This is a genomic window from Pseudomonas sp. HUK17 (assembly GCF_001566765.1).
This window is the reverse complement of the sequence record NZ_LSMW01000005.1, coordinates 188,900-215,102: the sequence shown is the minus strand read 5'-3', so window position 1 is coordinate 215,102 and position 26,203 is coordinate 188,900. Positions and strand designations below refer to the sequence as shown.

General features: G+C 62.8%; 21 protein-coding genes and 4 tRNA genes. 14 read left to right on the top strand and 11 right to left on the bottom strand.

What is annotated here, in order from left to right:
• Positions 1-91: 91 nt before the first annotated feature.
• Positions 92-616, bottom strand: a complete 525-nt coding sequence (locus tag AX284_RS03060) for a GspH/FimT family pseudopilin (protein WP_068383511.1) — start codon at positions 614-616, stop codon at positions 92-94.
• A gap of 97 nt (positions 617-713) precedes the next feature.
• Between AX284_RS03060 and thiO the strand changes: the two genes are divergently transcribed.
• Positions 714-1,817 (top strand): glycine oxidase ThiO, encoded by a 1,104-nt coding sequence (thiO, locus tag AX284_RS03055; RefSeq protein ID WP_068383509.1) that lies wholly within the window; start codon positions 714-716, stop codon positions 1,815-1,817.
• On the opposite strand, the gene AX284_RS03050 is transcribed toward thiO, so the two are convergent.
• The 3 genes from AX284_RS03050 to AX284_RS03040 are packed head-to-tail and all read right to left on the bottom strand — an operon-like array spanning position 1,818 to position 4,967.
• A complete protein-coding gene (locus AX284_RS03050; protein ID WP_068383508.1) occupies positions 1,818-3,158 on the bottom strand; it encodes a sigma-54-dependent transcriptional regulator in 1,341 nt (446 codons plus the stop codon).
• Between the two features lie 2 nt (positions 3,159-3,160).
• A complete protein-coding gene (locus AX284_RS03045; RefSeq protein WP_017640840.1) occupies positions 3,161-4,735 on the bottom strand; it encodes a sensor histidine kinase in 1,575 nt (524 codons plus the stop codon).
• The gene (locus AX284_RS03040; RefSeq protein WP_068383507.1) at positions 4,719-4,967 is read right to left on the bottom strand and encodes a PP0621 family protein; all 249 of its coding nucleotides are present in this window, start codon (positions 4,965-4,967) and stop codon (positions 4,719-4,721) included. The genes AX284_RS03045 and AX284_RS03040 overlap by 17 nt, the downstream gene beginning before the upstream one ends.
• Before the next feature lie 133 nt (positions 4,968-5,100).
• Between AX284_RS03040 and AX284_RS03035 the strand changes: the two genes are divergently transcribed.
• A complete protein-coding gene (locus AX284_RS03035; RefSeq protein WP_068383504.1) occupies positions 5,101-6,723 on the top strand; it encodes an NAD+ synthase in 1,623 nt (540 codons plus the stop codon).
• Positions 6,724-6,792: 69 nt separating this feature from the next.
• Here the strand turns inward: AX284_RS03035 and AX284_RS03030 are convergent, their stop codons facing one another.
• The gene (locus AX284_RS03030; RefSeq protein WP_007160812.1) at positions 6,793-7,818 is read right to left on the bottom strand and encodes an outer membrane protein assembly factor BamD; all 1,026 of its coding nucleotides are present in this window, start codon (positions 7,816-7,818) and stop codon (positions 6,793-6,795) included.
• A gap of 188 nt (positions 7,819-8,006) precedes the next feature.
• Here AX284_RS03030 and rluD point away from each other — a divergent pair, with 188 nt between their 5' ends.
• The 11 genes from rluD to AX284_RS11930 all read left to right on the top strand — a co-directional run bounded on the left by rluD (position 8,007) and on the right by AX284_RS11930 (position 19,570).
• Positions 8,007-8,966: a 23S rRNA pseudouridine(1911/1915/1917) synthase RluD gene (gene rluD / locus AX284_RS03025; RefSeq protein WP_017640836.1), complete on the top strand. Its 960-nt coding sequence runs from the start codon at positions 8,007-8,009 to the stop codon at positions 8,964-8,966.
• Positions 8,963-9,694: a peptidoglycan editing factor PgeF gene (pgeF, locus tag AX284_RS03020; RefSeq protein WP_068383503.1), complete on the top strand. Its 732-nt coding sequence runs from the start codon at positions 8,963-8,965 to the stop codon at positions 9,692-9,694. Before rluD ends, pgeF begins: the two co-directional genes overlap by 4 nt.
• A gap of 131 nt (positions 9,695-9,825) precedes the next feature.
• A complete protein-coding gene (gene clpB, locus AX284_RS03015) occupies positions 9,826-12,390 on the top strand; it encodes an ATP-dependent chaperone ClpB (RefSeq protein WP_068383502.1) in 2,565 nt (854 codons plus the stop codon).
• Positions 12,391-12,552: 162 nt separating this feature from the next.
• Positions 12,553-12,628 (top strand) — tRNA-Asn (locus tag AX284_RS03010).
• Between the two features lie 10 nt (positions 12,629-12,638).
• Positions 12,639-12,715 (top strand) — tRNA-Pro (locus tag AX284_RS03005).
• A 5-nt stretch (positions 12,716-12,720) separates the two neighbouring features.
• Positions 12,721-12,796 (top strand) — tRNA-Lys (locus tag AX284_RS03000).
• Positions 12,797-13,128: 332 nt separating this feature from the next.
• The gene (locus AX284_RS02995) at positions 13,129-13,662 is read left to right on the top strand and encodes a GspH/FimT family pseudopilin (protein ID WP_068383500.1); all 534 of its coding nucleotides are present in this window, start codon (positions 13,129-13,131) and stop codon (positions 13,660-13,662) included.
• Entirely contained in the window at positions 13,663-14,259 is a 597-nt protein-coding gene (gene pilV / locus AX284_RS02990) for a type IV pilus modification protein PilV (RefSeq protein WP_068383499.1), read from the top strand.
• Positions 14,260-14,262: 3 nt separating this feature from the next.
• Complete coding sequence (locus AX284_RS02985; RefSeq protein ID WP_068383498.1) at positions 14,263-15,063, top strand: PilW family protein; 801 nt, start codon at positions 14,263-14,265, stop codon at positions 15,061-15,063.
• Complete coding sequence (locus tag AX284_RS02980) at positions 15,060-15,668, top strand: pilus assembly PilX family protein (protein ID WP_068383494.1); 609 nt, start codon at positions 15,060-15,062, stop codon at positions 15,666-15,668. The genes AX284_RS02985 and AX284_RS02980 overlap by 4 nt, the downstream gene beginning before the upstream one ends.
• Positions 15,665-19,570, top strand: coding sequence for a pilus assembly protein (locus tag AX284_RS11930; RefSeq protein WP_236712134.1), 3,906 nt, complete (start codon positions 15,665-15,667; stop codon positions 19,568-19,570). Before AX284_RS02980 ends, AX284_RS11930 begins: the two co-directional genes overlap by 4 nt.
• 61 nt (positions 19,571-19,631) lie before the next feature.
• On the opposite strand, the gene cyoE is transcribed toward AX284_RS11930, so the two are convergent.
• The 6 genes from cyoE to AX284_RS02945 all read right to left on the bottom strand — a co-directional run bounded on the left by cyoE (position 19,632) and on the right by AX284_RS02945 (position 24,885).
• A complete protein-coding gene (gene cyoE / locus AX284_RS02970) occupies positions 19,632-20,519 on the bottom strand; it encodes a heme o synthase (protein ID WP_201785582.1) in 888 nt (295 codons plus the stop codon).
• 11 nt (positions 20,520-20,530) lie between these two features.
• Positions 20,531-20,869, bottom strand: a complete 339-nt coding sequence (gene cyoD, locus AX284_RS02965; RefSeq protein ID WP_026083817.1) for a cytochrome o ubiquinol oxidase subunit IV — start codon at positions 20,867-20,869, stop codon at positions 20,531-20,533.
• Positions 20,869-21,483 carry a cytochrome o ubiquinol oxidase subunit III gene (locus tag AX284_RS02960; protein WP_064307850.1) on the bottom strand — a complete coding sequence of 205 codons (615 nt, stop codon included), beginning with the start codon at positions 21,481-21,483 and terminating at the stop codon, positions 20,869-20,871. Before AX284_RS02960 ends, cyoD begins: the two co-directional genes overlap by 1 nt.
• Before the next feature lie 3 nt (positions 21,484-21,486).
• On the bottom strand, positions 21,487-23,475 hold the full coding sequence (gene cyoB / locus AX284_RS02955) for a cytochrome o ubiquinol oxidase subunit I (RefSeq protein WP_017640825.1): 1,989 nt from the start codon (positions 23,473-23,475) through the stop codon (positions 21,487-21,489).
• Between the two features lie 3 nt (positions 23,476-23,478).
• Positions 23,479-24,402, bottom strand: a complete 924-nt coding sequence (gene cyoA / locus AX284_RS02950) for a ubiquinol oxidase subunit II (RefSeq protein WP_017640824.1) — start codon at positions 24,400-24,402, stop codon at positions 23,479-23,481.
• Positions 24,403-24,809: 407 nt separating this feature from the next.
• A tRNA-Thr gene (locus AX284_RS02945) sits at positions 24,810-24,885 on the bottom strand.
• A gap of 291 nt (positions 24,886-25,176) precedes the next feature.
• On the opposite strand from AX284_RS02945, the gene AX284_RS02940 reads away from it, so the two are divergent.
• Complete coding sequence (locus AX284_RS02940; RefSeq protein ID WP_068383493.1) at positions 25,177-26,175, top strand: SDR family oxidoreductase; 999 nt, start codon at positions 25,177-25,179, stop codon at positions 26,173-26,175.
• The last annotated feature ends 28 nt before the right edge of the window (positions 26,176-26,203 follow it).

The following is a 26,203-nucleotide window of genomic DNA, read 5'->3' as shown; positions in this document are numbered from 1 at the left end:
AGGTTGGGAGGCCTAGGATGGGGGATGGCACTCTGATGTCCAGCGAATGGTGGACGTCCGGTCGAAACAGGAACGTGTCTGGTACGCGGGTTTAAGCGCAACGGTCGCTCTCGCGGAGATTCGCTGGCTCGATCCGTCCTGCTTTGTTCAGGACGAGGCGGGCGAGCGGAGTGTCGCCTCGGCAGAGGATGAAACTGCCATTCAGCGAGTCGGTGGTACCGTTGCCCAGGAAGGTGAGATGGGGCTGGGTGCGGAAGTTGTTCCAATGCCAGTGCAGGCCTTCCGGCAGTTCGCTGACCAGCAGCGTCGCCTCTTCGGCGGACTGCTGCCCGTCACGATCATGATCGGGGAAGACGCGCGTCGCGGCTGACCAGCGACTGGTGGCTTCGCAGGTAGCCGCTGGCGCATGGCAGATGGTGACGCTGCTTTTTCTGGTAATGGCGGCGGTACGGGCGAAGTTGACCGTTTCCCTCAGGTGGTCGATGGCGATCTGCTGGCGGTTACGTTGCAGCAATTCGCCGAACGCGGGCGCCGCCAGCGCCGTGACGATGCCGAGTACACTGAGACAGATGAGCAGTTCGAAGAGGCTGACGCCTCGCGCGTTGCGATATGTCATGTCGACGTCCTTGTGTGATCTTCCGGCCTTCCTGGCCGAAGAAGCGATTTAATGACGTCGTGCTGGCGAGTCAATTCCCAGGTGCTAGAGGTGTGACGTGAGTTTCGATGTGGCTGTGGTAGGGGCCGGTGCCATTGGCTTGTTGTCGGCCTATCACCTGTCCTTGAGCGGTCGGCGGGTGGTGTTGGTGGAGCGGGGCGAGCCTGGGCGGGAGGCGTCCTGGGCTGGTGGCGGGATCGTCTCGCCGCTCTATCCGTGGCGCTATCAGCCGGCCGTGACGGCGCTGGCGCACTGGTCGCAGGATTTCTATCCGGTGCTGGGCGAGCGCCTGCGGCAGGAGACGGACATCGACCCGGAGGTCGAGGTGACCGGCCTGTACTGGCTGGATCTGGAGGACGAAGCCGAGGCACTGGAGTGGGCGCGGCGTAATGTCAGGCCGCTTTCGTCGGTGTCGATGGACGAGGTGCGCGGCCGGGTACCGGTACTGGGGGCGGGCTACGAGCGCGCGGTGTTCATGGCCGGGGTGGCCAATGTGCGCAATCCACGGTTGGTGCGCTCCCTGCGCGAAGCCTTGTTGCGCATGCCGAACGTGACGCTAATGAGCGAGTCGCCGGTGACCGGGTTCTTGCGCCAGGGTGAGCGCATAATGGGGGTACAGACGGCGCGCGAGGCCATCCATGCCGAGTCGGTCGTCGTCTGTGCGGGCGCCTGGAGCGGTGAGCTGCTGCAGACCCTGGGGCTGGCGGTGCCGGTGCGGCCGGTGAAGGGGCAGATGCTGCTGTATCGCCAGCCGGTCGGCTATCTGACCAGCATGGTGCTGGCCAAGGGGCGCTACGCGATACCGCGGCGCGATGGCCATATCCTCATCGGGAGTACCCTGGAACATGCCGAGTTCGACAAGACGCCAACCGCGGAGGCGCTGGCCAGCTTGCAGGCGTCGGCGGCCGAATTGTTGCCGGCGCTCGCCGAGCAGGCGCCGGTGGCGCACTGGGCGGGGCTGCGGCCGGGCTCGCCGGACGGCGTGCCCTTCATCGGGCCGGTGCCGGAAATGCCCGGGCTGTGGCTCAACTGCGGGCACTATCGCAATGGTTTGGTACTGGCACCGGCCTCCTGCCAGTTGCTGACCGATCTGCTCACCGAGCGCACGCCGATCATCGATCCGGCGCCCTATGCGCCAGGCGCGCGGCTGGCCGCGGGCTGATCAGTCGATGCCGAGCTTTTTCAGGCGGTAGCGCATCGAACGGAAGGATAGACCCAGACGTTCCGCGGCGGCGGTGCGGTTCCAGCGGGTCTCTTCGAGCGCCTGCATGATCAGCTGGCGCTCGATGGACTCCAGGTGGTCTTCGAGGTTGGCGATGTTGGCCAGGCTGGCTTCGCCGGTGGCGGTGGCCGCCGGGGCGTCGGCCAGGCGCAGGTCGGCCGGGCGGATGACATCTCCTTCGCAAAGGGTGTAGGCCCGCTCCAGCATGTTTTCCAGTTCGCGCACGTTGCCGGGAAAGCGGTAGCTTTTGAGCCTGGCCAGGGCATCTTCGCCCAGCGTGGCCGGGGCGAGGCCTGAGTCCCGCGCCAGGCGTTCGAGCATGTGATTGGCCAGGACGCCGATGTCTTCACGGCGCTCGCGCAGGGCCGGTACCTGCAATTCGATGACGTTGAGGCGATAGTAGAGATCCTGGCGGAAGGTGCCGGCGGCGACCTCGGCGGCGAGATCCCGGTGGGTGGCGCTGAGGATGCGCACGTCCAGGCTGATCTCCTGCTGGCTGCCTACCGGGCGCACGGCTTTTTCCTGGATGGCGCGCAAGAGCTTGACCTGCATCGGCAGCGGCAGGTCAGCCACCTCGTCGAGGAACAGGGTGCCGCCCTGGGCGGCCTGGAACAGGCCCTGCTTGTCTTCGATGGCGCCGGTGAAGCTGCCCTTGCGGTGGCCGAAGAATTCGCTTTCCACCAATTCCGAGGGGATGGCGCCGCAGTTGACCGGGACGAAGGGCCGACCGGCCCGCGGACCCTGCTCGTGGATCAGTCGTGCCACCCGCTCCTTGCCGCTGCCCGATTCGCCGCTGATGTAGACCGGCGCCTGGCTGCGCGCCAGCTTGGCGATCTGGTTGCGCAGGGCACGCATGGGCGGCGATTCGCCGAGCAGCTGGGTTTCGCTGGCGCCGGCCGCTGTCGGGGCAGGCCCGGACAGGCGCAGCGCGGTGCCTACCAGCTCGCGCAGGCGCGGCAGGTCCACCGGCTTGGTGAGGTAGTCGAACGCGCCGGCCTTGAGGGCCTGGACTGCGGTTTCCAGACTGCCAAAGGCGGTGATCATGGCTACCGGCAATTGCGGAAAGCGCTGCTGGATGAACTGGATCAGGTCCAGTCCCGAGCCGTCGGGCAGGCGCATGTCGGTCAGGCAGAGGTCGAAGCTTTCCCGTTCGAGGATGGCCCGGGCGTCGGCGATGTTCTTGGCGCTGGCGGTGTCGAGTTTCATCCGCCCCAGGGTGATCTCCAGGAGTTCGCGGATATCGGGTTCATCGTCGACGATCAGGACTTTCTGTCGGGCCATGCTCAGCTCATTGTGCGGGGATGGGCGAAGGTGATGCGAAAACAGCTGCCGTTCGCCAAGGGATGATAGCCAAGTCTGGCCTGATTGCTTTCGCAAAGCTCACGGGAGATATACAGGCCCAGCCCGGTCCCCTTGTTCTCGGTGGTGAAGAAGGGTTCGAACAGGTGGTCGAGTTGTTCGGCGGCGACGCCCGGGCCGTCGTCAACCACCTCGAGGATGGGCAGGTCGCTTTCCGGATCGCGGTAGGTGCTGAGCCAGACCTGCCCGGTGCCGTGTTTCTGGCAGCTGTAGCGCAGGCCGTTCTGTACCAGGTTGGTCAGGATCTGGCCCAGCTGGTGGGGGTCCATGTGGGTCTGCAAGGTACCGGCTTCGGTCTTGACGTGCAGCGTCTGGCCGGCGGGCAGGGTAGGGCGCAACTCCCCGGCGAAGCGGTGCGCCCAATAGCGCAGATCGATCAGCTGCGGCGCGGCCTGGCGTCGGCGCGACAGCTGCAGGACGTTTTCCACCACCCGATTCATTCGCCGTGACTGGTCCTGGATGATCTGCGCCAGGCGCCGATCCGGTGTGGTCAGTTCTTCGGATTCCTGCAGCAGTTGCGCGGCGTGACTGATGGCCCCCAGCGGGTTGCGGATCTCGTGGGCGATGCCGGCGGTGAGACGACCAAGGGAGGCGAGCTTGAGTTGCTGGGCCTGCTGCGCGATGCGCGAGACGTCTTCGAGAAAGGTGAGTACCCGTTCGCCCTCGCCTTGCTGCAGCCGGGCGAAGCTGGGTTGCAGCAGCGGGCCGTTGGCATGGGCGCGCCAGGGCGTGGGACGGATGCTGGGATTGCGCTCCCATTCCTCCAGCCGCTGGGCGAGGCCCAGGGTCAGGGGCGTGATGGTGGCCTCGTCGTCCACCCCGAGCAGGCGCCGGGCTGCTGGATTGGCCAGCAGCACCTGGTACTCGGCATCGAACACCAGGATGCCGGTACGCATGCGTTCGAGGATCAGGGCATTGAGGGCTTCCAGTTCGGCCACTGCAGTGGCGCGGGTTTCGGCTAGGGCCTGGCTGTCCAGCAGCCGCCGGACCAGGCCCTGTACCAGCAGTGCCGTGGCGAAACAAAGAGTGCCCAGACCTGCCGCCTGCACATAGCCGCTGCCGCTGTCGCCACGGCGTAGGTCCAGGTAGCCGGTCGCCAGCAGCAGGGCGATGGCGGCCAGGGCAGCGATCAGCAGGCCGCGGCGTCCGCGGATCAGGACGTTGGAGACCCCGACGGTCACCACCAGCAGACTGCCCATGCCGCTGGCGATGCCGCCGGCCAGGAAGAACAGGCCGCCTAGGGCGAGGATATCGATCAGTGCCAGGGCGAAGGCGCGACCGCGCAGCAGCCGATGGCCGACCGCGAGCACTACGTTGGTGGCCAGATAGGCCCAGCTGGCCTGACGGAACAGCAGGCCGTCGACGGTGCGCAGCCAGTGCTGATCCAGATCGCTGGAAATCAGCACCACCAGCGCCAGACCGATGACGATGCGATAGAGATGATAGAGCCGCAGGACCGCGTCGGCTCTCAGGATGCCTGGATCAGTTGCGGTGCTCATGCTGCAACCGGCGATGTTCGGCGCTGCAATACCAGCGCTGGCCTTCGCCGTCGGCCAGGGCTCTTTCCTGGGGCACATGCACGCCGCAGTGGGCGCAGCGCACCATGGCATTGGGCGGCAGCGGAGGCGCCTTGGCAGCGGGCTTCTGCGTCTTGCCGCGCCACCAGCGTCTGATCATCCAGAACAGCGCGCCCAGGAGGACGAGCCACAACAGCAGGCGAAGCAGACCCATGGCGATCTCGCAGCGTGAAGGAGGGTGGAGTTTAGCAGGGCCGCCGCAGTGGGTGAGCCCCCCGCAGGGCATCGATTGTCCCGCTTCGCTGCATGCAGGAAAATGCAGCGATGAATCGGGCAAGGAAGAGTGCATGAGTCAGCTGCTGAAGGTCGTGATGGCGCAAGTGAACCTCAAGGTCGGCGACATCCACGGCAATGTGGAACGGATCATCGCCGCGGCCCATGAGGCCCGGGACCGGTTGCAGGGGGATCTCATCGTCTTCCCGGAGTTGTCGCTGTGCGGTTATCCGCCGGAGGACCTGCTGCTGCGTTCGAGCATGCAGCGCCGCATCGAGCAGGGCTTGCAGCGGATCCGCCAGGAGATCGCCGGCATCCATGTGCTGGTGGGCTTTCCCTGGCTGGAAGAGGGGCGGCGTTACAACGCCTGTGCGGTCTATCGCGATGGCGCCGAGCTGGCCTGCTATCGCAAGCAGCAACTGCCCAACTATCAGGTGTTCGACGAAAAACGCTACTTCGAGCCGGGCGACAGTGCCGCCGTGTTCGACTACCAGGGCGTGCCCATCGGCGTCACCATCTGCGAAGACATCTGGTTCGCCGAGCCCATGGCCAAGGCCCGTGCCGCCGGGGCGCGGCTGATGCTCAATCTGAACGCTTCCCCCTTCCATGGCGGCAAGCAGCTGGAACGTGAGGCCGTGGTAGGCGAACGTGCCCGGGAGGGCGGCATGCCGGTGGTCTACGTCAACCAGGTGGGTGGCCAGGACGAGCTGGTATTCGACGGTCATTCCTTCGTGGTCGATGCCCAGGGGCAGGTCAGTCAGCGCGCGCCGGCCTTCGTCGAAGGCCTTTATCCGGTGATCATCGATGCGGCCCTGCAACCGCAGCCGGCCGAACTCGCCCCCGTCGCCTCGCTGGAGGCCAGCGTCTATGACGCCCTGGTGCTCGGGGTGCGCGACTATGTGCGCAAGAGCGGCTTCAAGGGCGTGGTGCTGGGCCTGTCCGGTGGCATCGATTCGGCCCTAGTGCTGGCGGTCGCCGTGGATGCGCTGGGCGCGGAGCAGGTGGAGGCGGTGATGATGCCCTACCACTACACCGCCCAGATCAGCCTGGACGACGCCGAAGCCGAGGCGCGGACGTTGGGAGTGCGCTACAGCGTCTTGCCCATCGCGCCCATGGTCGAGGCCTTCCAGGCGACCCTGGCCGGCGAATTCGCCGGACTCGGGCGGGATACCACCGAGGAGAATCTGCAGGCGCGCTGCCGCGGGACCCTGCTGATGGCCATTTCCAACAAGAAGGGCTATCTGGTGCTCACCACCGGCAACAAGAGCGAGATGGCCGTCGGTTACGCCACCCTCTATGGCGACATGGCCGGTGGCTTCGACGTGCTCAAGGATGTGCCCAAGACTCTGGTGTTCCACCTCTGCGAATACCGCAATCGCGCGGGTGAGGTGATTCCCCAGCGCGTGATCGACCGCCCGCCATCGGCCGAGCTGTCGCCGGACCAGAAGGACGAGGACTCGCTGCCGCCCTATCCGGTGCTCGACGAGATCCTGCGACTGTATGTCGAGCAGGATCTCTCGGCCGTGGACATCGTCGCCGCCGGCTTCGACGAGGAAACGGTGCGCAGGGTGCTGCGCCTGGTGGATCTCAACGAATACAAGCGGCGCCAGGCGGCGGTGGGTGCCCGGGTCACCCAGCGCGGTTTCGGGCGTGATCGGCGCTATCCGATCACCTCGGGCTGGCGCATCGGCGACTAATCCGCCGGTTCTGACGCAATAAAAAAGGGGAAGCCACTGGCTTCCCCTTTTTCCACGTCTGCTGCCGGATCAGTCGAACAGACCAAAGGTCAGGCGGCTGAACCAGGAGCGCTTGGCCGGCGCCGGCGTCGCGCCACCGGCCTTCTCGGCTTCGGCCGGGTCGACGATGCGCAGCTCGGGCGCCAGGTTGTCACGCTCTTCCTGGTACTTGCGCTGGATGTCCTGGCTGGCGCGGGTCTCGCCGGGCGGCAGCGGATCGCTCGGGCGATCGATTAGGCCCAGGGTCGCGCGGGTCAGCCAGGAACGCTGCTGATCCTTGTCGTCCGGCTCGCGCAGCTGGAATTCGCCATCCTTGAGGCTGACGTTGTCCGGGTAGTTGAGCTTGAGGGTTTCCAGGCTGGTGGCCGCCAGGTCGTTCAGACCCAGGTGCTTGTAGGCCTCGGTCATGATTGCCAGGCCGTCACCTACGGACGGGGTGCCCTGGAAGTTCTCGACCACGTAGCGACCGCGGTTGGCGGCGGCCACATAGGCCTTGCGGGTCAGGTAGTAGTGGCCGACGTGGACGTCGTAGGCCGCCAGTAGGTTGCGCAGGTAGACCATGCGCGCCTTGGCGTCCGGGGCGTAGCGGCTGTTGGGGAAGCGGCTGGTGAACTGGGCGAAGTCGTTGAAGGAATCGCGCGCCGCGCCCGGGTCACGCTTGGTCATGTCCAGCGGCAGGAAGCGCGCCAGCAGGCCGCGGTCCTGTTCGAAGGAGGACACGCCCTTCATGTAGTAGGCGTAGTCGACATTGGGGTGCTGTGGATGCAGGCGGATGAAGCGATCCGCCGCCGTGCGCGCCGCCTCGGGCTCGCCATTCTTGTAGTTGGCGTAGATCAGCTCCAGCTGGGCCTGTTCGGCATAGCGGCCGAAAGGATACCGCGACTCCAGGGCCTTCAGCTTGCTGATGGCGTCCGTGTAGCTGCTGTTGGAGATATCGCGCTGAGCCTGGGTATAGAGCTCGCCTTCCGGCAGATTTTCCGGAACCTCGGGCGCTTTCGAGGAGCAGGCGGCGGTGAGGACTAGGCTGGTGACCAGCAGCAGGTGCTTCAATTGCATGGCGGCTTGGATTCCCCGAAACGGTCGGCGGTGCAGGGATGAGCGCGGAGAGCGCTCACCTAGCCTGTGACGGGGCCGGAACCGTCCTGTTATGATGATCGACCCGGAATGCCGGGGCAAAAAAGTTGCCGTATTTAACCACAGGGTCGGGCCGATTCCAAAAGCCCCGCCATTGCCCGCGCAGATCCATGTCCGAATCCATCGTTCTCAATGCCGAAGTCCCCTACGAACTCGGTGGCCAGCGCCTCGATCAAGTCGCTGCCCAGCTGTTCGCCGAACATTCCCGCTCGCGTCTTGCCGCCTGGATCAAGGACGGTAGCCTGACCGTCGACGGCGCCGTGCTGCGTCCGCGTGACTCCGTCCATGGCGGCGCCCAGCTGGCGCTGCGCGCCGAGCGCGAGGCCCAGGGCGAGTGGGTGGCCCAGGACATCGAGCTGGACATCGTCTACGAAGACGATCACCTGCTGGTGCTCGACAAGCCGGCCGGGCTGGTGGTGCATCCGGCCGCCGGCCATGCCGACGGCACCCTGCTCAATGCCTTGCTGCACCATGTACCGGGACTGGAAAGCGTGCCGCGCGCCGGCATCGTCCATCGCCTGGACAAGGACACCACCGGGCTCATGGTGGTGGCCAAGACGCTGGAGGCCCATACCCATCTGGTCGCCCAGTTGCAGGCACGCTCGGTGAGCCGCATCTACGAAGCCGTCGTTGCCGGGGTGATCGTTGCCGGCGGTACCGTTAATGCGCCCATCGGGCGCCATTCCCAGCGTCGTCAGCAGATGGCGGTGATCGCCGGGGGCAAGCCAGCCGTCAGTCACTATCGGGTGCTGGAGCGCTTCCGCGCCTATACCCATACCCGGGTCAAGCTGGAGACCGGCCGTACCCACCAGATCCGCGTGCACATGACCCACGTCGGTTTCCCGCTGGTCGGCGATCCGGTCTATGGCGGTCGCTTCAAGATTCCGCCAGCGACCAACCCGACCCTGATCAAGACCCTGCGCGAATTTCCGCGCCAGGCGCTGCACGCGCGCTTCCTCGAACTGGACCATCCAGTGACCGGTGAACGGCTGCGCTGGGAGTCGCCGCTGCCGGAAGACCTGGTCTGGCTGCTGGATCTGTTGCGCCAGGACCGGGAGTCCTTCGAGTGACAGGCGCCGACTGGCTGCGGCCGGACTGGCCGGCGCCGGTCGGCGTCCAGGCCTGCGTCACCACCCGCATGGGCGGTGTCAGCCAGGCGCCCTTTGACAGTTTCAATCTGGGCACCCATGTCGGGGATGACCCGGCGGCGGTCGCCGAGAATCGTCGACGGCTGGGCGAGGCCCTGGGGTGCCAGCCGGCCTGGCTCGAACAGGTTCATGGCACCGCGGTGGTCGAAGCCGACCCGACCCAGGTGCTGCGTGCCGATGCGGCCTGGAGTGCTACGCCTGGTATTGCCGTGACCATGATGACCGCCGACTGCCTTCCGGCGCTGTTCTGCCGGCGGGACGGTTCCCGCGTCGCGGCGGCCCACGCCGGCTGGCGCGGTCTGGCCGGTGGGGTGCTGGAAGCGGCTGCCGCCAGTCTGGCCGTGCCGCCCGCCGAGGTGCTGGTCTGGCTGGGGCCGGCCATTGGCCCAGCCAGCTTCGAGGTGGGTGTCGAGGTGCGTGAGGCTTTCCTCGCCCAGCACGGTGACGCCGGGCAGTGCTTCGTGGCCAAGGGCGGGGACAAGTACCTGGGCGATCTCTATGCTCTGGCCCGTCTGCGTCTCGCCGCCCAGGGCATCACGGCGGTCTATGGGGGTGGCTTCGATACCTTTGTCGATCACCAGCGCTTTTTCTCCTACCGGCGCGCCTCTCGCACCGGTCGCTTTGCCAGCCTGATCTGGATCAAGCCCTAGGCATTTTTTTGGGATGTCAAGCCTTCCTGGCTTGAATCGTTACGCATCGCCCCTATCTAAAGGTCATTCCCGCGGGTAATCGAAAGCGCCTTCTGCTGCGCCATCCCGCGCTTCAGATAAGGACCTTGCCCATGCGTATAGACCGTTTCACCAGCAAACTGCAGCTCGCCCTGGCGGATGCCCAGTCCCTGGCCGTCGGCCACGACCATCCGGCCATCGAGCCGCTGCACCTGTTTTCCGCCTTGCTCGACCAGCAGGGTGGCTCCATTTCCCCGCTGCTGCGCCAGGTCGGCTTCGACCTTGCCAGCCTGCGCAAGACCCTCGGCGAAGAGCTGGACAAGCTACCCAAGATCCAGAATCCCACCGGCGACGTGAACCTGTCCCAGGACCTGGCGCGCCTGCTCAACCAGGCCGATCGCCTGGCCCAGCAGAAGGGTGACCAGTTCATCTCCAGCGAACTGGTCCTGCTCGCCGCCATGGACGAAAACACCCGTCTCGGCAAGTTGCTGCTGGGGCAGGGCGTTTCGCGCAAGGCGCTGGAGAACGCCATCAACAACCTGCGCGGCGGCGAAGCGGTCAATGACCCCAATGCCGAAGACAGCCGCAAGGCGCTGGACAAGTTCACCGTCGATCTCACCAAGCGCGCCGAAGACGGCAAGCTCGACCCGGTGATCGGCCGGGACGACGAGATCCGCCGCACCATCCAGGTCCTGCAGCGCCGCACCAAGAACAACCCGGTGCTGATCGGCGAACCCGGCGTCGGCAAGACCGCCATCGCCGAAGGCCTGGCCCAGCGCATCATCAACGGCGAGGTGCCCGACGGCCTCAAGGACAAGCGTCTGCTCGCCCTGGACATGGGCGCCCTGATCGCTGGCGCCAAGTTCCGCGGCGAATTCGAGGAGCGCCTTAAAGGCGTGCTCAACGAACTGAGCAAACAGGAAGGGCGCATCATCCTGTTCATCGATGAGCTGCACACCATGGTCGGCGCCGGCAAGGCCGAAGGCGCCATGGATGCCGGCAACATGCTCAAGCCAGCCCTGGCCCGCGGCGAGCTGCATTGCGTGGGCGCCACCACCCTCGACGAGTACCGCCAGTTCATCGAAAAGGACGCGGCCCTGGAGCGGCGCTTCCAGAAGGTGCTGGTGGACGAGCCGAGCGAAGAGGACACCATCGCCATCCTGCGTGGCCTCAAGGAGCGCTACGAGGTGCACCACAAGGTAGCCATCACCGACGGCGCCATCATCGCCGCGGCCAAGCTGTCCCATCGCTACATCACCGATCGCCAATTGCCGGACAAGGCCATCGACCTGATCGACGAGGCGGCCAGCCGTATCCGCATGGAGATCGACTCCAAGCCCGAAGCCCTGGATCGCCTGGATCGCCGGCTGATCCAGCTCAAGGTAGAACGCCAGGCGCTGAAGAAGGAAGAAGACGAGGCGGCGCGCAAGCGACTGGAAAAGCTCGACGAGGACATCGCCCGCCTCGAACAGGAGTACGCCGATCTGGAGGAAATCTGGAAGGCCGAGAAGGCCGAGGTCCAGGATTCCGCCCAGTTGCAGCAGCGCATCGAACAGGCCCGCACCGAGCTGGAGGCTGCTCGCCGCAAGGGTGACCTCAATCGCATGGCCGAGCTGCAGTACGGCACCATTCCCGATCTGGAGCGCAGTCTGCAGATGGTCGACCAGCACGAGAAGCCGGCCAACCAGCTCCTGCGCAACAAGGTCACCGAAGACGAGATCGCCGAGGTGGTTTCCAAGTGGACCGGCATTCCGGTGAGCAAGATGCTCGAAGGCGAGCGCGACAAGCTCTTGCGCATGGAAGAGGCCCTGCACAACCGGGTGATCGGTCAGGACGAGGCGGTCACCGCCGTGGCCAATGCCGTGCGCCGCTCGCGGGCCGGGTTGTCGGATCCCAACAAGCCCAGCGGGTCCTTCCTCTTCCTCGGCCCGACCGGGGTTGGCAAGACCGAGCTGTGCAAGTCGCTGGCGGAATTCCTCTTCGACACCGAGGACGCCATGGTGCGCATCGACATGTCCGAATTCATGGAGAAGCACTCCGTGGCTCGCCTGATCGGCGCACCGCCCGGCTACGTCGGTTACGAGGAGGGCGGCTATCTGACCGAGGCCGTGCGGCGCAAACCCTATTCGGTGGTCCTGCTGGACGAAGTGGAGAAGGCTCATCCGGACGTCTTCAACATTCTCCTGCAGGTGCTCGACGATGGGCGCCTGACCGACAGCCAGGGGCGTACCGTGGACTTCCGCAATGCGGTGATTGTCATGACCTCGAATCTGGGCTCGGCACAGATCCAGGAACTGGTGGGCGATCCCGATGCCCAACGCGCCGCGGTGATGGATGCGGTGGCCAGTCATTTCCGCCCCGAGTTCATCAACCGTATCGACGAGGTGGTGGTGTTCGAACCCCTGGGTCGCGAACAGATCGCGGGGATCGCCGAGATCCAGCTGCAGCACCTGCGGCAGCGCCTGGCTGAGCGCGATCTGCAACTCGAGCTGACGCCGGAGGCCTTGGACAAGCTGGTCGCCGTGGGTTACGACCCGGTCTATGGTGCGCGTCCGCTCAAGCGGGCCATCCAACGCTGGATCGAGAACCCCCTGGCGCAGCGCATCCTGTCGGGTGCCTTCGCGCCAAACACGCGGATCCACGGCAGCGTAGAGGGCGACGAGATCGTCTTCGCCTAGGAAAAGACCGGGTGACCTCAGGGTTGCCCGGCTTTCCGCATAAATTTGTGAAAAAACAGCAGGCTAGGTGTTGACGTCTGTTTCTACTTCCGTAAAATGGCGCACCTCACTTACGGCAAAGCTCGAAAGGCACTGACGTAAGAGGGGTTGGAAGATCGAAATTCCGCGATAGCTCAGTCGGTAGAGCAAATGACTGTTAATCATTGGGTCCCTGGTTCGAGTCCAGGTCGCGGAGCCACTTCCATTCTCGGGGTATAGCGCAGCCCGGTAGCGCGCCTGCTTTGGGAGCAGGATGTCGGGAGTTCGAATCCCCCTACCCCGACCATATTTGGGTCGTTAGCTCAGTTGGTAGAGCAGTTGGCTTTTAACCAATTGGTCGCAGGTTCGAATCCTGCACGACCCACCATTTACCAGGAACCCTCCGCAAGGAGGGTTTTTGCGTTTTGGTGCATTACTTTTTCCTTCGAGATCCAATTTGTGCTGGCAAGGGGCTGATCCCGCCAGTACGCCAGACAAGGCGCGCGCTCGACATCCTTCTGCTTCCATAGGGGTACCGTGAAAAAGTCGCGCCTAGGTTGGCCTGCCTCGCTTCCATCACGTCGCGCTCTATTCCGCTCATCTCTGGCAAACGCCGTCATCCAGGCTGCGTCCCGCGCCTATCAAGGCGATAGCCGGTCATAGCGACCGTCTGAGGCCTTACTACTATCAGGTGAAGTAACGGGTTTTCAGGCGGCGGGAATGCAGTCGAAACGCCTCTCGGGCTTCACGCTTATCGAGGTCTTGATCGTCGTGGCGCTGCTGGGCATCGTCACGGCACTGGCGGCGCCGGGCTTCGCCGGTTTGGTCCAGAGCAACCGCGTCCAGGCGGCAGCGGGAGAATTACAGCGCGCGCTCTATTACGCGCGCAGTGAAGCCATGAGTCGCGGTGTAAATGTCGTCGTCATCACCGATCCGGAGGATGCCAACGGCTGGATGGGCGCGCTGAGGATCACCACGGCCAAGACGGTGGTGCTGCCCACTGCCGAAGTGTTGCGGCAGTACAGCGGGGGACTGGGTAACGGTGTCAACGGAACCGGATCCATGGGCGGTACCCCCCTCACCAGTCTGACCTTCCAACCCAATGGCAGCCTGAAACTCAGCGGTGAAGCCACCATTCGCGTCTGCGCTACCAATGCGCTCACCCAGGGCAAGCAATTCACCCTCAGTCAGGGCGGGGTGCTGACTGTGAGCGACTATGTGCCTAACCGTGCCAGCGCCGTGGGGTGCAGCTAGATGAAGCGCTGGCAAGGGGGGTTCAGCATGATCGAGGTGCTGGTCAGTCTGGTGATCATCTGCATCGGCGTGCTGGGCATGGTGGCCCTGCAGACCCGCAGCGTGGCGCTGTCCCAGGATTCGGTGCAGCGCAGCAATGCCATGGTATTGGCCAACGACCTGCTCGAACTGATGCGCAGCAATCGCGATCAGGTGGTGGCCAGTGACAAGGTCAAGATCGACGGGGCCTATATCAAGCAACCGGGGACCAATTTTCGTATCAGGGCGCTCGATGCCGGCAAGACCTGCCTGACCCGGGATCGCTCTGCGGGAGGTGACACGGTAGCGGGACAGGATCTGGGGTGCTGGTTGAATCAGGTGAAGGCCTTGCTGCCGGTGACGGATGCCTTGATCGCCAGCAGTTTCGCGGTCTGTCCGGCATCCGGTGTACCACCGTTGCCCGCCAGCGATACCACCGGCAACACCACGCCACTCAAGGCCTGCGAGACCACGGCGGTGGCACCGGTAATGGTTGTGGTGGCCTGGCAGGACGTCAGCAACGATTCGCTGAATTGTCCCAAGGGCGTCTGCTACTACGCCTTGCGCTCGGAGCTGTAGGCCATGCTCATCATGTCGCGTGGACAGAAGGGTTTTTCACTCATCGAGATGATGATCGCCCTGACCGTGGGTACCTTCCTGGTGCTGGGCGTGTCGCAGATCTATATCAACAACAAGCGCAGTTTTCTCTTCCAGCAAGGCCAGACCGGCAATCGCAACAATGCCCAGTTGACCTTGCAGGTGCTTGATCGGCAACTGGCGAGAACCGGGTTCCGCGCCAACATTCGCAATCAGAGCACCTTGTCGTCGGCGTTTCCCGCCATCAATGCCGTAGCGGACAACGATGGTGTCAGCTGTCCCGCCTTTGACGCGGGCGTCACCTTCGCTGCCACTACGGACAATGTCGACGCGCCTACCGGCGTCTGCATCCGCTATCAAGGTGCGCTGGACAACAAGGACCTGGATTGCCTGGGCAACGTCATTCCCCGGGTCAATCTCAATGTCGGCGGCAATGTCCTGCTCAAGCTGCGTTATACCGCCGGCGCGACACCCGGTGCCGGTACCTTGAGCTGCACCGTTTGGAGCGAGCAGTCCGGGGCTCTGACACGCAAGGGCAGCGCGGTGCTGGTGCAGGGGCTGCAAGATTTTCGCTGGTCTATCCCGTTGAAATCCGATGTGCAGAAGGCCAGCAGCGCGGCGGTGCGCTATGCGGCGCTGCTCAGCACCACCGAGGCACTCACGAGCGATGTCGCCAGTAACGCCGCCGCCAATTGGAAGACGCTGACGGGCCGGCAGATCGATGACGCGAGTCGACCAATGCAGATGCTGCAGAGCACCGTCATGCTGAGGAATCTCGCGCTATGAAAGCCTACCGCCGTCCTGGGCAGCGGGGTGCGACCTTGTTGATCGCCCTGGTGATGTTGCTGCTGCTTTCGCTATTGGCCGCCTCGAGCATGCGTCAGACCTTGCTGCAGGCCCGCAGTGGTGGCGCGGCGCTGGAAAACACCCAGGCCTTCAATGCGGCGGAGGCAGCGCTACGGGAGGGGGAGCGCCGCCTGGTCGCTCTCAGTCAACAGCCTTCCTTCACTGCCTTCAGCGCCGGTTTTGCCAGCTGCACGGAAAGCGTGCCAGCCGTGCGGAGCGCGTTCGCCAAGGCACAGACCGGTGATCTTTGCATCCTGACCAAGGCCAGTGATCTCAGCACCAGTATCCTGACCCAGACCTGGGCGGCCACCGCCTTGCAGGTGACTGGAAGTGCGCCCACAACCCGTACGGTCGCCTATCGCGGCTCCGATGGCAGCGCTTCTTTCAGCCAGACGCCGCGCTGGGTGGTGACCGCCATGGGGAGTAGCTCGGTCGATGTGTCTGCACCGGCCACCAACCTGTTCCGCATCACCGCCGTCGCCCAGGATCGAGGCCGGCGCTTCCCGGTGATCCTGCAGAGCGTCGTCGCCCTGGAGGTGCCATGAGTCGAGCCGTATCAGGCCTTGGGGCGCTGACCCTGCTCCTGACCTTCGCTGCGCCAGCCGCTCAAGCCGCGGCGCTGAATCTCAGCCAGCAGCCGCTGTTCCTGACCAACAGCATCGGTCCCAATCTGTTCGTCACCCTGGACAACTCCACCAGCATGCAGATGGCGGTGGTGCCGGATGCGTCCAATACCAAGGAAATCAGGCCTACAAGGCGCGCCAAATCAGCGGCCTTCAACAGCCTGTATTACAACCCGGCCATTACCTATCCAGCGCCTTATGCCGTGAGCTATAGCAACTCCGGAGGGCTGGTTCGTACCCGCCTGGCCACCAGTTTTACTAGCGCCTACGTCAATGGCTTTCGCCCTAGCTTGGGTAGCGTGAATCTGGCGAGCGACTACCGGGTGAGCTGGGGTTACAACCCGAACATCGTCACAACCGATCCCAATGTCGCGCGCGGGACAACCTATGATCTTCCCGGATTGCAAAACAACAGTGCCAGCGTCCTGGCGGAAAATCCTAGTCTAGATTTCAACGCCGGAACCTATCGGGGTACCAGTTCGGTTCGGACGAATCTGACGGCGACTAGTATCTTGTTCGCCGACAGTTTCACCGAGACCATTAATGGCGTTTCCGTGAATATCACGGACCCTTCGATCCTGCAGAGCATTCTGACACCCGCCAGAGGCTGTTCGGCGACCATTGCCGATCCTGCTTACAGTGCCGTGACCTGCACTAGAAACATCGTCTACGGCGGTCCGCTAAGCGGCATCCTCGTTTCTTCACTTTCTTATACGATTACCGCAACGGTTGCCAACACAGTTACCAGTACACCGGCCTACTATTATCTTTACGACACCAGCCTCAATGCGTGCGTGCCGGTCAACAAGGACAACGACGGTTGTTATCGAAGGGCATTCGTCAGCGCTACCTCGGGGCCCAATGGCACGGACGAGCGGCAGAACTTCGCCAACTGGTATTCCTTCTATCGTAGCCGAGCGCTGGCTGCGCAGACGTCGACCAATCTGGCGCTGGCGGACGCCTCGGAGAATATCCGGCTTGGCTGGCAGGCATTGGGCACCAGTGACAGCTGCATTCTGGTAACCGCCAATGCCAACTGCCGCGGCATTAGCAACTCCAGTTCCACGACCTATGACAACCGGCTGAGGCCCTTCACCGGGGCGCACCGGGCCGCCTTTTTCACCTGGCTGGGCGACGTCTACTACAACCAGAGTACGCCCTTGCTGCAGGCGGTCGCCCGTGTCGGCGAGTTGCTCAAGACCACAGGCAGTGAAAGTCCCTATGCCTTCCAACCTGGCAACAGCGAAGCGCCGGTCTATGGCTGTCGGGCCAGCTACAGCCTGGTGGTGACCGACGGTATCTGGAATGCGGCTTTCGCTTCGAGCAACGTGGATGGTAGCGCTGCTACCTTGCCGGATGGCCAGCAGTATTCCCCACAGGCGCCGTTTCAGGACACCACGGCCAATACCCTGGCGGATCTTGCCTTTCTCTATTGGCGTACCGATGCCCAGCCCAATCTCGATAACAAGGTGCCTCCCTATAACACCACCACCAGCGACGAGAAGCAGGGCAGTCGGACCCTTTCGCCCTATTGGAATCCGCGCAATGACCCCGCCACCTGGCAGCACCTGACCGGCTTCTATGTCGGTATCGGACTGAGCAGCGCCCTGGTCAATCCGGCCTGGGGCGGGGACACCTTTTCCGGAGGCTATTCCGGGTTGGCGGCCGGTACCACGCGCTGGCCAGTGTCCGGCGCGGACAATTCGGTCAATCAGAACAACGTCTATGATCTCTGGCACGCGGCGATCAATTCCCGGGGTGAGTTCTTCAGTGCCGAAAACGCTAGCGATCTCATCAGCTCCCTCGGCAAGGTGATCACCCGGATCAATCAATCCACCAGTGTCGGCGCCAGCCAGACCCTATCCCCAACCCAGGTGGGAGATACCACCTCGCTCTATACCTATGAGCCCTCCTTTTCCAGTACCGACTGGAGCGGGGATGTCATCAAGTATCAACGCACTGCCACGACCAAGACCCGCATCTGGAGTGCGGCTCAGCAGCTCGATAGCCGGTTTGTCGCGGGCAATACCGCTTTTGCCGCTCGAAAGATCTATATGGCCAAGGGCGGCACGCTGATTGATTTTGCCTGGGCCAATCTGAACGTTGATCAACAGATCAGCCTCAATCGAACATCGGGCGGCGCTACCGATACCTACGGCAGTCGCCGTGTGGACTATCTGCGTGGAGATCGCAGTCTGGAAGCGCCGAATGCGACGCCCTCGTTCCGACCGCGTAACCATGTTCTGGGGGATATCGTGAATTCCTCGCCGGCGGTAGTAGACATGCCCAGCAGTCCCATCGCCTTGATGAATGCCATGGTCGGTGACAATTCCTATGCCACCTTTCGCACCGCCAACCTCGCTCGTGAGCGCCGTATTTACGTCGGCGCCAACGACGGCATGCTGCATGCCTTCAACGATCAAGGGCAGGAGGTCTATGCCTTCGTTCCCAGCGCGGTCATTGGTAATCTCACCCGGCTTACCGAGCGCAGTTATACCGGCGGCGGACATCAATCCTATGTCGATAACACGCCGGTGATAGGTGAGGCCTACCTTGGTGGTGCCTGGCGTACGGTTTTGATCGGGACGTTGAGGGGGGGAGGGCAGAGCATCTTCGCCCTGGACATCACCAATCCCAATGTCCCGGTACTGCTGTGGGAAAAGTCCGCAGCCGATCCCGATTACAAAGACCTGGGCTTCACCTATGGCCAGCCGGTCATTACGCGCTTGCACACGGGCAGTTGGGGCGTGGTGGTGAGCAACGGCTACAACAGCGCTCAGGACAATGCCGTGCTGTACGTGATGAACCTCGCTGACGGTAGCCTGGTGAAGGCGTTGCCTGCTAGCGACAATCTCGCCACGCCTAACGGGCTGGGTTCACCCTTCGTGGCTGACGTCGATGGCGATTTGATCGCCGATTACGCCTATGCCGGTGATCTGCGCGGAAATCTTTGGCGCTTCGATCTGATAGGCACTTCCTTGACCGCGTCTGCGACCAGGGACAATTTTCGTGTGGCCTTTGGCGGTCGACCGCTGTACACCGCTCGGGCCAGCAGCCTGGCACCAGGCACTACCAACCTGGTCCAGCCGATCACCGCCAGTCCGTTGGCGGTTACCCACCCCAGTGGCACGGGGCACCTGGTGCTGTTCGGAACTGGCAAGTACCTCGAGGTCAACGATGCCATCGCCAATACCAGCAAGGCCATGACCCTCTACGGTATCTGGGATCGGCAGACCGATGGTTCGCCAGCGGGCAGTACGCCGCTACTGACTACGGCCAATCTCCAGCAGCAGACCCTGGGTACCGATCAACGCATCAGCTATACCAGCTCCGCCGGTTCCAGTGCCAGCAGCACCGCGAACACCGTTTCCACCACGGCGGTGAACTATGACCCTGTCACGGCTGCTAACGGCAAACAGGGCTGGTACCTCAATCTGCCGCTGAACGGCGAGTTGGTGATCAATAAGCCCCAGCTGTTCAGCGGCGCGCTGTTGATGAGCTCTTTGATACCCAGCACCGACGCCTGTACCGCTGGTGTCACCACCTACCTCTATGCTGTGGATCCCTATACCGGTGGCAGCAACAGGGGGCTGTTCAACCTTGGACTGGATACGGTCTATGGGCGCTTCCAGATGGATGGTTTGCTGGGAGGGATCGTGCCCTTCGTCTATGGCGATGGCACCTTCAGCATGGAGGGCACCTTGGCCGATTCCGCGATCTATGGCAGCGATACGCCGCCCAGAGATGGAAAAGGCGGTAATTTAAGTCCTAGCCGCCGCCAGACCTGGCGTGTCATCACCAATCAGGACTATCCCGATCCTTAGGAATCGAGAACTCATGAAAAAGCCCGGCACTAGGCCGGGCTTTTTCATGGAACGGTGCGTCTCAACGCGCGTAGGTCAGCAGCACGTCGCCCGGGATCTGGAAGTCCACCGACATCATCACGCTCAGGGCGGTGATGGCGATGATGGAGAACCCAAACAGCTTGCGTGCCCACTGCACGTCGTTCTCGGCCTGATAGCCCATGAAGGCCAGGCGCAGCCACCAGGCACCGATCACGGCGGCCACCGCCAGGTAGACATAGCCGGCATAGCCAAGCACGGTCAACAGCAGGGTGGCGGCCAGGAAGGCTACGGTGTACCAGACGATGTGACGCTTGGTCACCGAGATACCCTTGGCCACTGGCAGCACCGGAATCGAGGCCGCGGTGTAGTCCTTGAGACGGAAGATGGCGATAGCGTAGGAGTGTGGCATCTGCCAGAGGCAGAAGATCAGCAGCAGCACCGCGGCGCCGCTGTCGAACTGGCCGCTGGCGGCGCAGTAGCCGATCACCGGCGGAGCGGCACCGGACAGGCTGCCGACCAGGGTACCGTGGACCGAGGTGCGCTTGAGCCAGAGGCTGTAAAGCCCCACGTATACCACGAAACCCATCACCGCGAAGGCGGTGGCGACCAGATTGGTCGCCACGTACAGCAGCCCCACCCCGGCCAGGCCGAGGAGGGTGGCATAGGCCAGCGCCACCTTCGAGGAGATCGTGCCCTGTACCAGGGCACGATTGCGGGTTCTTTCCATCTTCTGATCGATGTCCATATCGATCACGTTGTTGAACACACAGCCGGAAGCAATGACCAACGACACCCCGATAGCCGTCGCCAGCAGCAACAGCGGGTCGATGCTCCCTTTGGAAGCCAGGAAGAACCCGCCGGCAACCGAGATCAGGTTGCCGAAGATGATGCCCGGCTTGGTCACGAGAAGGTACTTCTTGATCATCACGTCGGCCCGGTTCAGTGGATCATCATGTTGTGGTGCATGTGGTACATGATCCACAGGGATCCCACGACCAAGATACCGACGATGACCACGGTGAAACCAAAGGAGATCACGTTCCAACGCTGCTCTTCGGAGGTGTTCAGGTGCAGGAAGAAGTACAGGTGCACCAGCAGCTGTATCACCGCCATGATCACCACGATCGCCAGGGTCGCGCCCTTGGAGAAGGTGGGGAACATCACCAGGCCGAAGGGAATGACCGTCAGGATGACCGACAGGATGAAGCCGACCATGTAGCTCTTGAAAGTGCCATGGCTCTCGGCGGTATGCCCGTGGGCATTATGATCGTGCGCCATTACAGAACCCCCATCAGATAGACGATGGTGAAGACGAAGATCCAGATGATGTCCAGGAAGTGCCAGAACAGGCTCAGGCACGACAGGCGGGTCACGTTGGTGGTGGTCAGACCCTTGGAAGAGATCTGCAGCATCAACACGATCATCCAGATCAGACCCGAGCTCACGTGCAGACCGTGGGTGCCGACCAGCGCGAAGAACGACGACAGGAAGGCACTGCGATCCGGACCCCAGCCCTCATGGATCAGGTGGTTGAACTCATAGAGCTCCATGCCGATGAAGCCGGCACCGAACAGCCAGGTGACCGCCAGCCACCCCAGGACGCCGCCCTTGCTGCCCTTGTGCTGGGCGATCATGGCGAAACCGTAGGTGATACTGGAGAACAGCAGCAGGAAGGTTTCGACCAGCACGAACGGCAGTTGCACGATGTCGTGATGGGTCGGGCCGCCCGCATAGGCGTTGCTCAGCACTGCATAGGTCGCGAACAGGGTTCCGAACAGGATGCAGTCGGTCATCAGGTAGGACCAGAAACCGAAAGTGGTCAAGGATCCCGCGTCGTGGTGCCCATGCTCCTCGGCATGGGCGACTTCGTTATGCATAACTTGATTCGCCATTGGTTAGGCCTGCTTCAATTTCGCCAGGGACTGAATGCGTGCGTTTTCAATGCGCGCCACTTCTTCCGCCGGTACGTAGTAATCGGTGTCTTCGTCGTAGCTACGGATAACGAAGGCGACGATCGAACCCACGAAGCTAGCGATGGCCAGCCACCAGATGTGCCAGATCAGAGCGAAGCCAAGCGCCAGGGCGAACAGGCTGATCACGATGCCAGCAGCGGTATTGCGCGGCATGTGGATCTGCTTATAGTCCGCATCCTTCTTCTCGGTGATGCCTTTTTCCTTCATGCCCCAGTAGGCGTCGATGTCGTGCACTTCCGGTACTTCGGCGAAGTTGTAGAAGGGCGGCGGCGAGGAGGTCGACCATTCCAGGGTACGGCCATCCCACGGATCGCCCGTCACGTCCACGTTCTCCGGCAGATTGCGATCGCGGATACTGACGTAGAACATCCACAGTTGGCTCAGGATGCCGAGGGCGATGATGCCGGCGCCGATGGCGGCGGTCACCAGGAAGGGGTGCCAGTCGGGGTTGTCGTAGTGGTTCAGACGACGGGTCATACCCATGAAGCCCAGCATGTACAGCGGCATGAAGGCGACATAGAAACCGATCAGCCAGCACCAGAAGGCCTGCTTGTTCAGCTTCTCGTTCAGCTTGAAGCCGAAGACCTTCGGGAACCAGTAGATCATGCCGGCGAAGTAGCCGAACACGGCGCCGCCGATGATCACGTTGTGGAAGTGAGCGATCAGGAACAGGCTGTTGTGCAGCACGAAGTCGGCACCCGGTACCGCCAGCAGGACGCCGGTCATGCCGCCGATGCTGAAGGTCACGATGAAGCCCAGGGTCCAGAGCATCGGCGAGGTGAACTGGATGCGACCCTGGTACATGGTGAACAGCCAGGTGAAAATCTTCACACCCGTCGGGATCGCAATGATCATGGTCGCGATGCCGAAGAAGGCGTTGACGTTAGCGCCCGAGCCCATGGTGAAGAAGTGGTGCAGCCAGACGATGAAGGACAGCACAGTAATGGCTACCGTGGCCCAGACCATCGAGACGTAGCCGAACAGACGCTTCTTGCTGAAGGTGGAGGTCACTTCCGAGAACACGCCGAAGGCCGGCAGGATCAGGATGTATACCTCGGGGTGGCCCCAGGCCCAGATCAGGTTGGTGTACATCATCTGGTTGCCGCCAGCTTCCGCGGTGAAGAAGTGGAAGCCCAGGTAACGGTCCAGGGTCAGCAGTGCCAGGGTCACGGTCAGGATCGGGAAGGCCGCCATGATCAGGATGGCCGTACACCAGGAGGTCCAGGTGAAGATCGGCATGCGCATCAGGGTCATGCCCTTGGTGCGCATCTTCAGCACGGTCACGAAGAAGTTGACGCCGGTCAGGGTCGTACCGATACCGGAGAGCTGAAGCGCCCAGATGTAGTAGTCCATCCCTACGCCTGGACTGTACTGGATGCCTGACAGCGGCGGATAGGCCACCCAGCCGGTCGCGGCGAACTCGCCCACGAACAACGACATCATGATCAGCACGGCGCCGGCCACGAACAGCCAGAAGCTCAGCGAGTTCAGGAAGGGGAAGGCCACGTCGCGGGCACCGATCTGCAGCGGTGTCACCACGTTCATCAGGCCGGCCACGAAGGGCATCGCCACGAAGAAGATCATGATCACGCCGTGGGCGGTGAAGATCTGGTCGTAGTGATGGGGTGGCAGGTAGCCCTCGGCGCCGCCGGAGGCGATGGCCTGCTGGCTACGCATCAGGATGGCATCGGAGAAGCCACGGAGCAGCATGATCAGGGCGACGATGAAGTACATCACGCCGATCTTCTTGTGGTCGACGGTGGTCAGCCACTCTTTCCAGAGGTAGCCCCACTTGCCGAAGTAGCTGAGTGCCCCGATGAGCGCCAGGCCACCCAGGGCGACCACGACGAACGTCACGAGAATGATCGGCTCGTGATACGGAATATCCGCGAGAGTTAATTTACCGAACATGACTTATTCCTCGGTACCGTGTTGACCGCCGTGCTGGCTCATGTCCATCACGTGATCGGTCTGCTTGCTGAAGTCGGACTTCATGAACTTCTTGATGACCGTTCTGAACAGATCCGGCTCGACCGTCGAGTAGTAGGCGACCGGCTGCTTCTCGCTGGGCTTGGCCAGCTCGGTGTAGCTCGCCTGGTCCAGGGTCTTGCCACCCGACTGCTTGACCTTGTTGACCCAGGCGTCGAAATCACCGGCGGTGGGTACCGCGTGTACGGCGAAGATCATGTCGGAGAAGCCGGCGCCGCTGTAGTTGGCCGAGCGACCTTCGAATTCGCCGGGATGATCGGCGATCAGGTGCAACTGGCTCTGCATGCCGGACATGGCGTAGATCATGCCGCCCAGGGCCGGGATGGACAGGGTGTTCATGACCGACTCGGAGGTGATCTTGAACTGCACCGGACGATTGACCGGGATGGCGATCTCGTTCACCGAGGCGATGCCCTGCTCGGGATAGATGAACAGCCATTTCCAGTCCATCGAGACCGCTTCGATCACCAGCGGCTGCTCGGGATGATCCAGCGGCTTGAAAGGATCCAACTCGTGGGAGGTCTTCCAGTTCAGGATGCTCAGGAACACCACGATGGCCAGGGGGACCAGCCAGACCACGGCTTCGATCTTGTAGGAGTGAGCCCAGTTCGGGGTGTACTTGGCGTCCTTGTTGGTCGCGCGGTACTTCCAGGCGAACAGGAAGGTCATCACGATGACCGGGATCACCACGATCAGCATGAGGCCGAACGCTGTGTAGATGAGGTTGCGTTCTTGCACGCCGATGGAGCCTTTCGGATCCAGCAGCACGGCGTCGCACCCGCTGAGCAGCAGCGCGGCGGCACCGGCCAGAAGCCAACCGGTTGGTTTTAGATACTTCGTTAGTTTCATCTCACGACCTCAGTAGAGCGGCTCATCGTGGTTATTCTCTCAACGTGCCTGTCGCCAGCCTCATGCTCCGCAACGGACAGGCATCCGTGCGGCAGGCTGATGGATTGCAGAAATTGCGGGATTTCGCAGCGCGGTATGGTGCCACAGAGGGGCTGGATATTCGACCCTTTGGTCAGCCGCTGTTCAGGTGTTGTCGGTCGTCGAGAAAGCCGAAAACAGGCGGGGTAAGGCACTGTCATGCGCTGGGTAAGAGTAGTCGAGGGTTGCGGAGTCGCCAGTTCTCGGAGCAGGTAACGGGCTGCTCGAAGGCAGGGGGAGCAACTGGCAAGCGACCCAGGAAGGCGCGGCCCAAGGCGGCTAAAGCCTTGAAGGCTTTGGAAAGATAAGGAGAAGACGACGCGGAAGGATGGTGCCGGAGATAGGAGTCGAACCTACGACCTTCGCATTACGAATGCGCTGCTCTACCAACTGAGCTACACCGGCACGAAGCTTTCAATGATAAGACTTCGGTTATCTGCTATGCAAGCCTGGTCGCTGCCCCCGTGCGACGGCCTGTGGCGATGTGTCGCACTGCTGCCTGCCCCGGATTTTGCGATCCGCCAATGTCTCGCGACCTGACGCGATTTTTGGGAGTAGATGTCAGTGGTCAGGAACGAAGTCTATCTGGGAAACCTTTGCCGAAGTCGTCATACCTAATTCTTCGCGGATCCAGCCTTGCCGCAGCTTCGCCCCACCCATACTGCAAGCTGATAGCTGCCCATGCGGAGAGCCACGATGACCGATTACTCCCTCACCCGTCGTAATGTCCTCGTCGGCTCCGCCGCGGGGCTAGCCGCTGCGGCTTCAGGCGCTGCCGTCGCCCAGGAAGGCAGCAGCGCGACCCGTCCCGCCAAGCCGCTACAGGACCCGCGCACCAAGTACACCCGCGAGCCCTTCAAGGAGCAGCGCCAGGAGTGGCCGGCGCTGACCAGCAGGATGGAGCCGCGCCCCGATCATGGCGAGACCAGCTATCACGGCGCGGGTCGCCTGGCCGGGCGCAAGGCCCTCATCACCGGCGGCGACAGCGGCATCGGTCGCGCCGTGGCCATCGCCTTCGCTCGCGAGGGGGCAGATGTGGCCATCAACTATCACCCCTCCGAAGAATCCGACGCCCAGGAAGTGGTCAAGCTGATCCAGGAGGCCGGGCGCAAGGCCATCACCCTGCCGGCCGATATCCGTACCCAGGAGGCTTGCGAAGAGGTCGTGAGCAAGGCCATCCAGCAACTCGGTGGCCTGGATCTCTTGGTGAACAACGCGGCCTACCAGCAGAGCAAGGCCGACATCCTTGAAATAACCGACGAGCAATTCGACCGGACCTTCAAGACCAACGTCTATCACGTCTTCCGCTTCAGCAAGGCCGCCATCCCGCACCTGCCGCCGGGCGCCAGCATCATCAATACCGTCTCGGTGAATTCCTACGATCCTGGTGAAGAGCTGATCGATTACGCCTCGACTAAAGCCGCCATCCTCAATCTCACCAAGGGCATGGCCAAACAACTGGCGAAGAAGGGCATCCGCGTCAACGCCGTGGCACCGGGTCCGGTATGGACACCGCTGCAGGTGGCTGGCGGGCAATTGGAAGGGCAGATGAAGGCGTTTGGGCAGGACACGCCGCTAGGTAGGGCAGGGCAGCCGGCGGAGTTGGCGGGGCTCTATGTGGCGCTGGCGGAAGAGGATGCGAGTTTTAGTACGGGGACGGTGGTAGGGGCGTTTGGGGGGAAGGGGATGCCGTGAAGACGTTTGAATTATAGGGAAGTATGAC

Coding starts and splice junctions, on each gene's coding strand:
- cyoA (WP_017640824.1), bottom strand. CDS start 24,402: ATGAAACTAACGAAGTATCTAAAACCAACCGGTTGGCTTCTGGCCGGT.
- rluD (WP_017640836.1), top strand. CDS start 8,007: ATGTCCGAATCCATCGTTCTCAATGCCGAAGTCCCCTACGAACTCGGT.
- AX284_RS11930 (WP_236712134.1), top strand. CDS start 15,665: ATGAGTCGAGCCGTATCAGGCCTTGGGGCGCTGACCCTGCTCCTGACC.
- AX284_RS03060 (WP_068383511.1), bottom strand. CDS start 616: ATGACATATCGCAACGCGCGAGGCGTCAGCCTCTTCGAACTGCTCATC.
- cyoD (WP_026083817.1), bottom strand. CDS start 20,869: ATGGCGCACGATCATAATGCCCACGGGCATACCGCCGAGAGCCATGGC.
- AX284_RS02985 (WP_068383498.1), top strand. CDS start 14,263: ATGCTCATCATGTCGCGTGGACAGAAGGGTTTTTCACTCATCGAGATG.
- AX284_RS02940 (WP_068383493.1), top strand. CDS start 25,177: ATGACCGATTACTCCCTCACCCGTCGTAATGTCCTCGTCGGCTCCGCC.
- AX284_RS03050 (WP_068383508.1), bottom strand. CDS start 3,158: ATGGCCCGACAGAAAGTCCTGATCGTCGACGATGAACCCGATATCCGC.
- AX284_RS03045 (WP_017640840.1), bottom strand. CDS start 4,735: ATGAGCACCGCAACTGATCCAGGCATCCTGAGAGCCGACGCGGTCCTG.
- AX284_RS03030 (WP_007160812.1), bottom strand. CDS start 7,818: ATGCAATTGAAGCACCTGCTGCTGGTCACCAGCCTAGTCCTCACCGCC.
- AX284_RS02995 (WP_068383500.1), top strand. CDS start 13,129: ATGCAGTCGAAACGCCTCTCGGGCTTCACGCTTATCGAGGTCTTGATC.
- pilV (WP_068383499.1), top strand. CDS start 13,663: ATGAAGCGCTGGCAAGGGGGGTTCAGCATGATCGAGGTGCTGGTCAGT.
- AX284_RS03040 (WP_068383507.1), bottom strand. CDS start 4,967: ATGGGTCTGCTTCGCCTGCTGTTGTGGCTCGTCCTCCTGGGCGCGCTG.
- clpB (WP_068383502.1), top strand. CDS start 9,826: ATGCGTATAGACCGTTTCACCAGCAAACTGCAGCTCGCCCTGGCGGAT.
- AX284_RS02960 (WP_064307850.1), bottom strand. CDS start 21,483: ATGGCGAATCAAGTTATGCATAACGAAGTCGCCCATGCCGAGGAGCAT.
- AX284_RS03035 (WP_068383504.1), top strand. CDS start 5,101: ATGAGTCAGCTGCTGAAGGTCGTGATGGCGCAAGTGAACCTCAAGGTC.
- cyoB (WP_017640825.1), bottom strand. CDS start 23,475: ATGTTCGGTAAATTAACTCTCGCGGATATTCCGTATCACGAGCCGATC.
- AX284_RS02980 (WP_068383494.1), top strand. CDS start 15,060: ATGAAAGCCTACCGCCGTCCTGGGCAGCGGGGTGCGACCTTGTTGATC.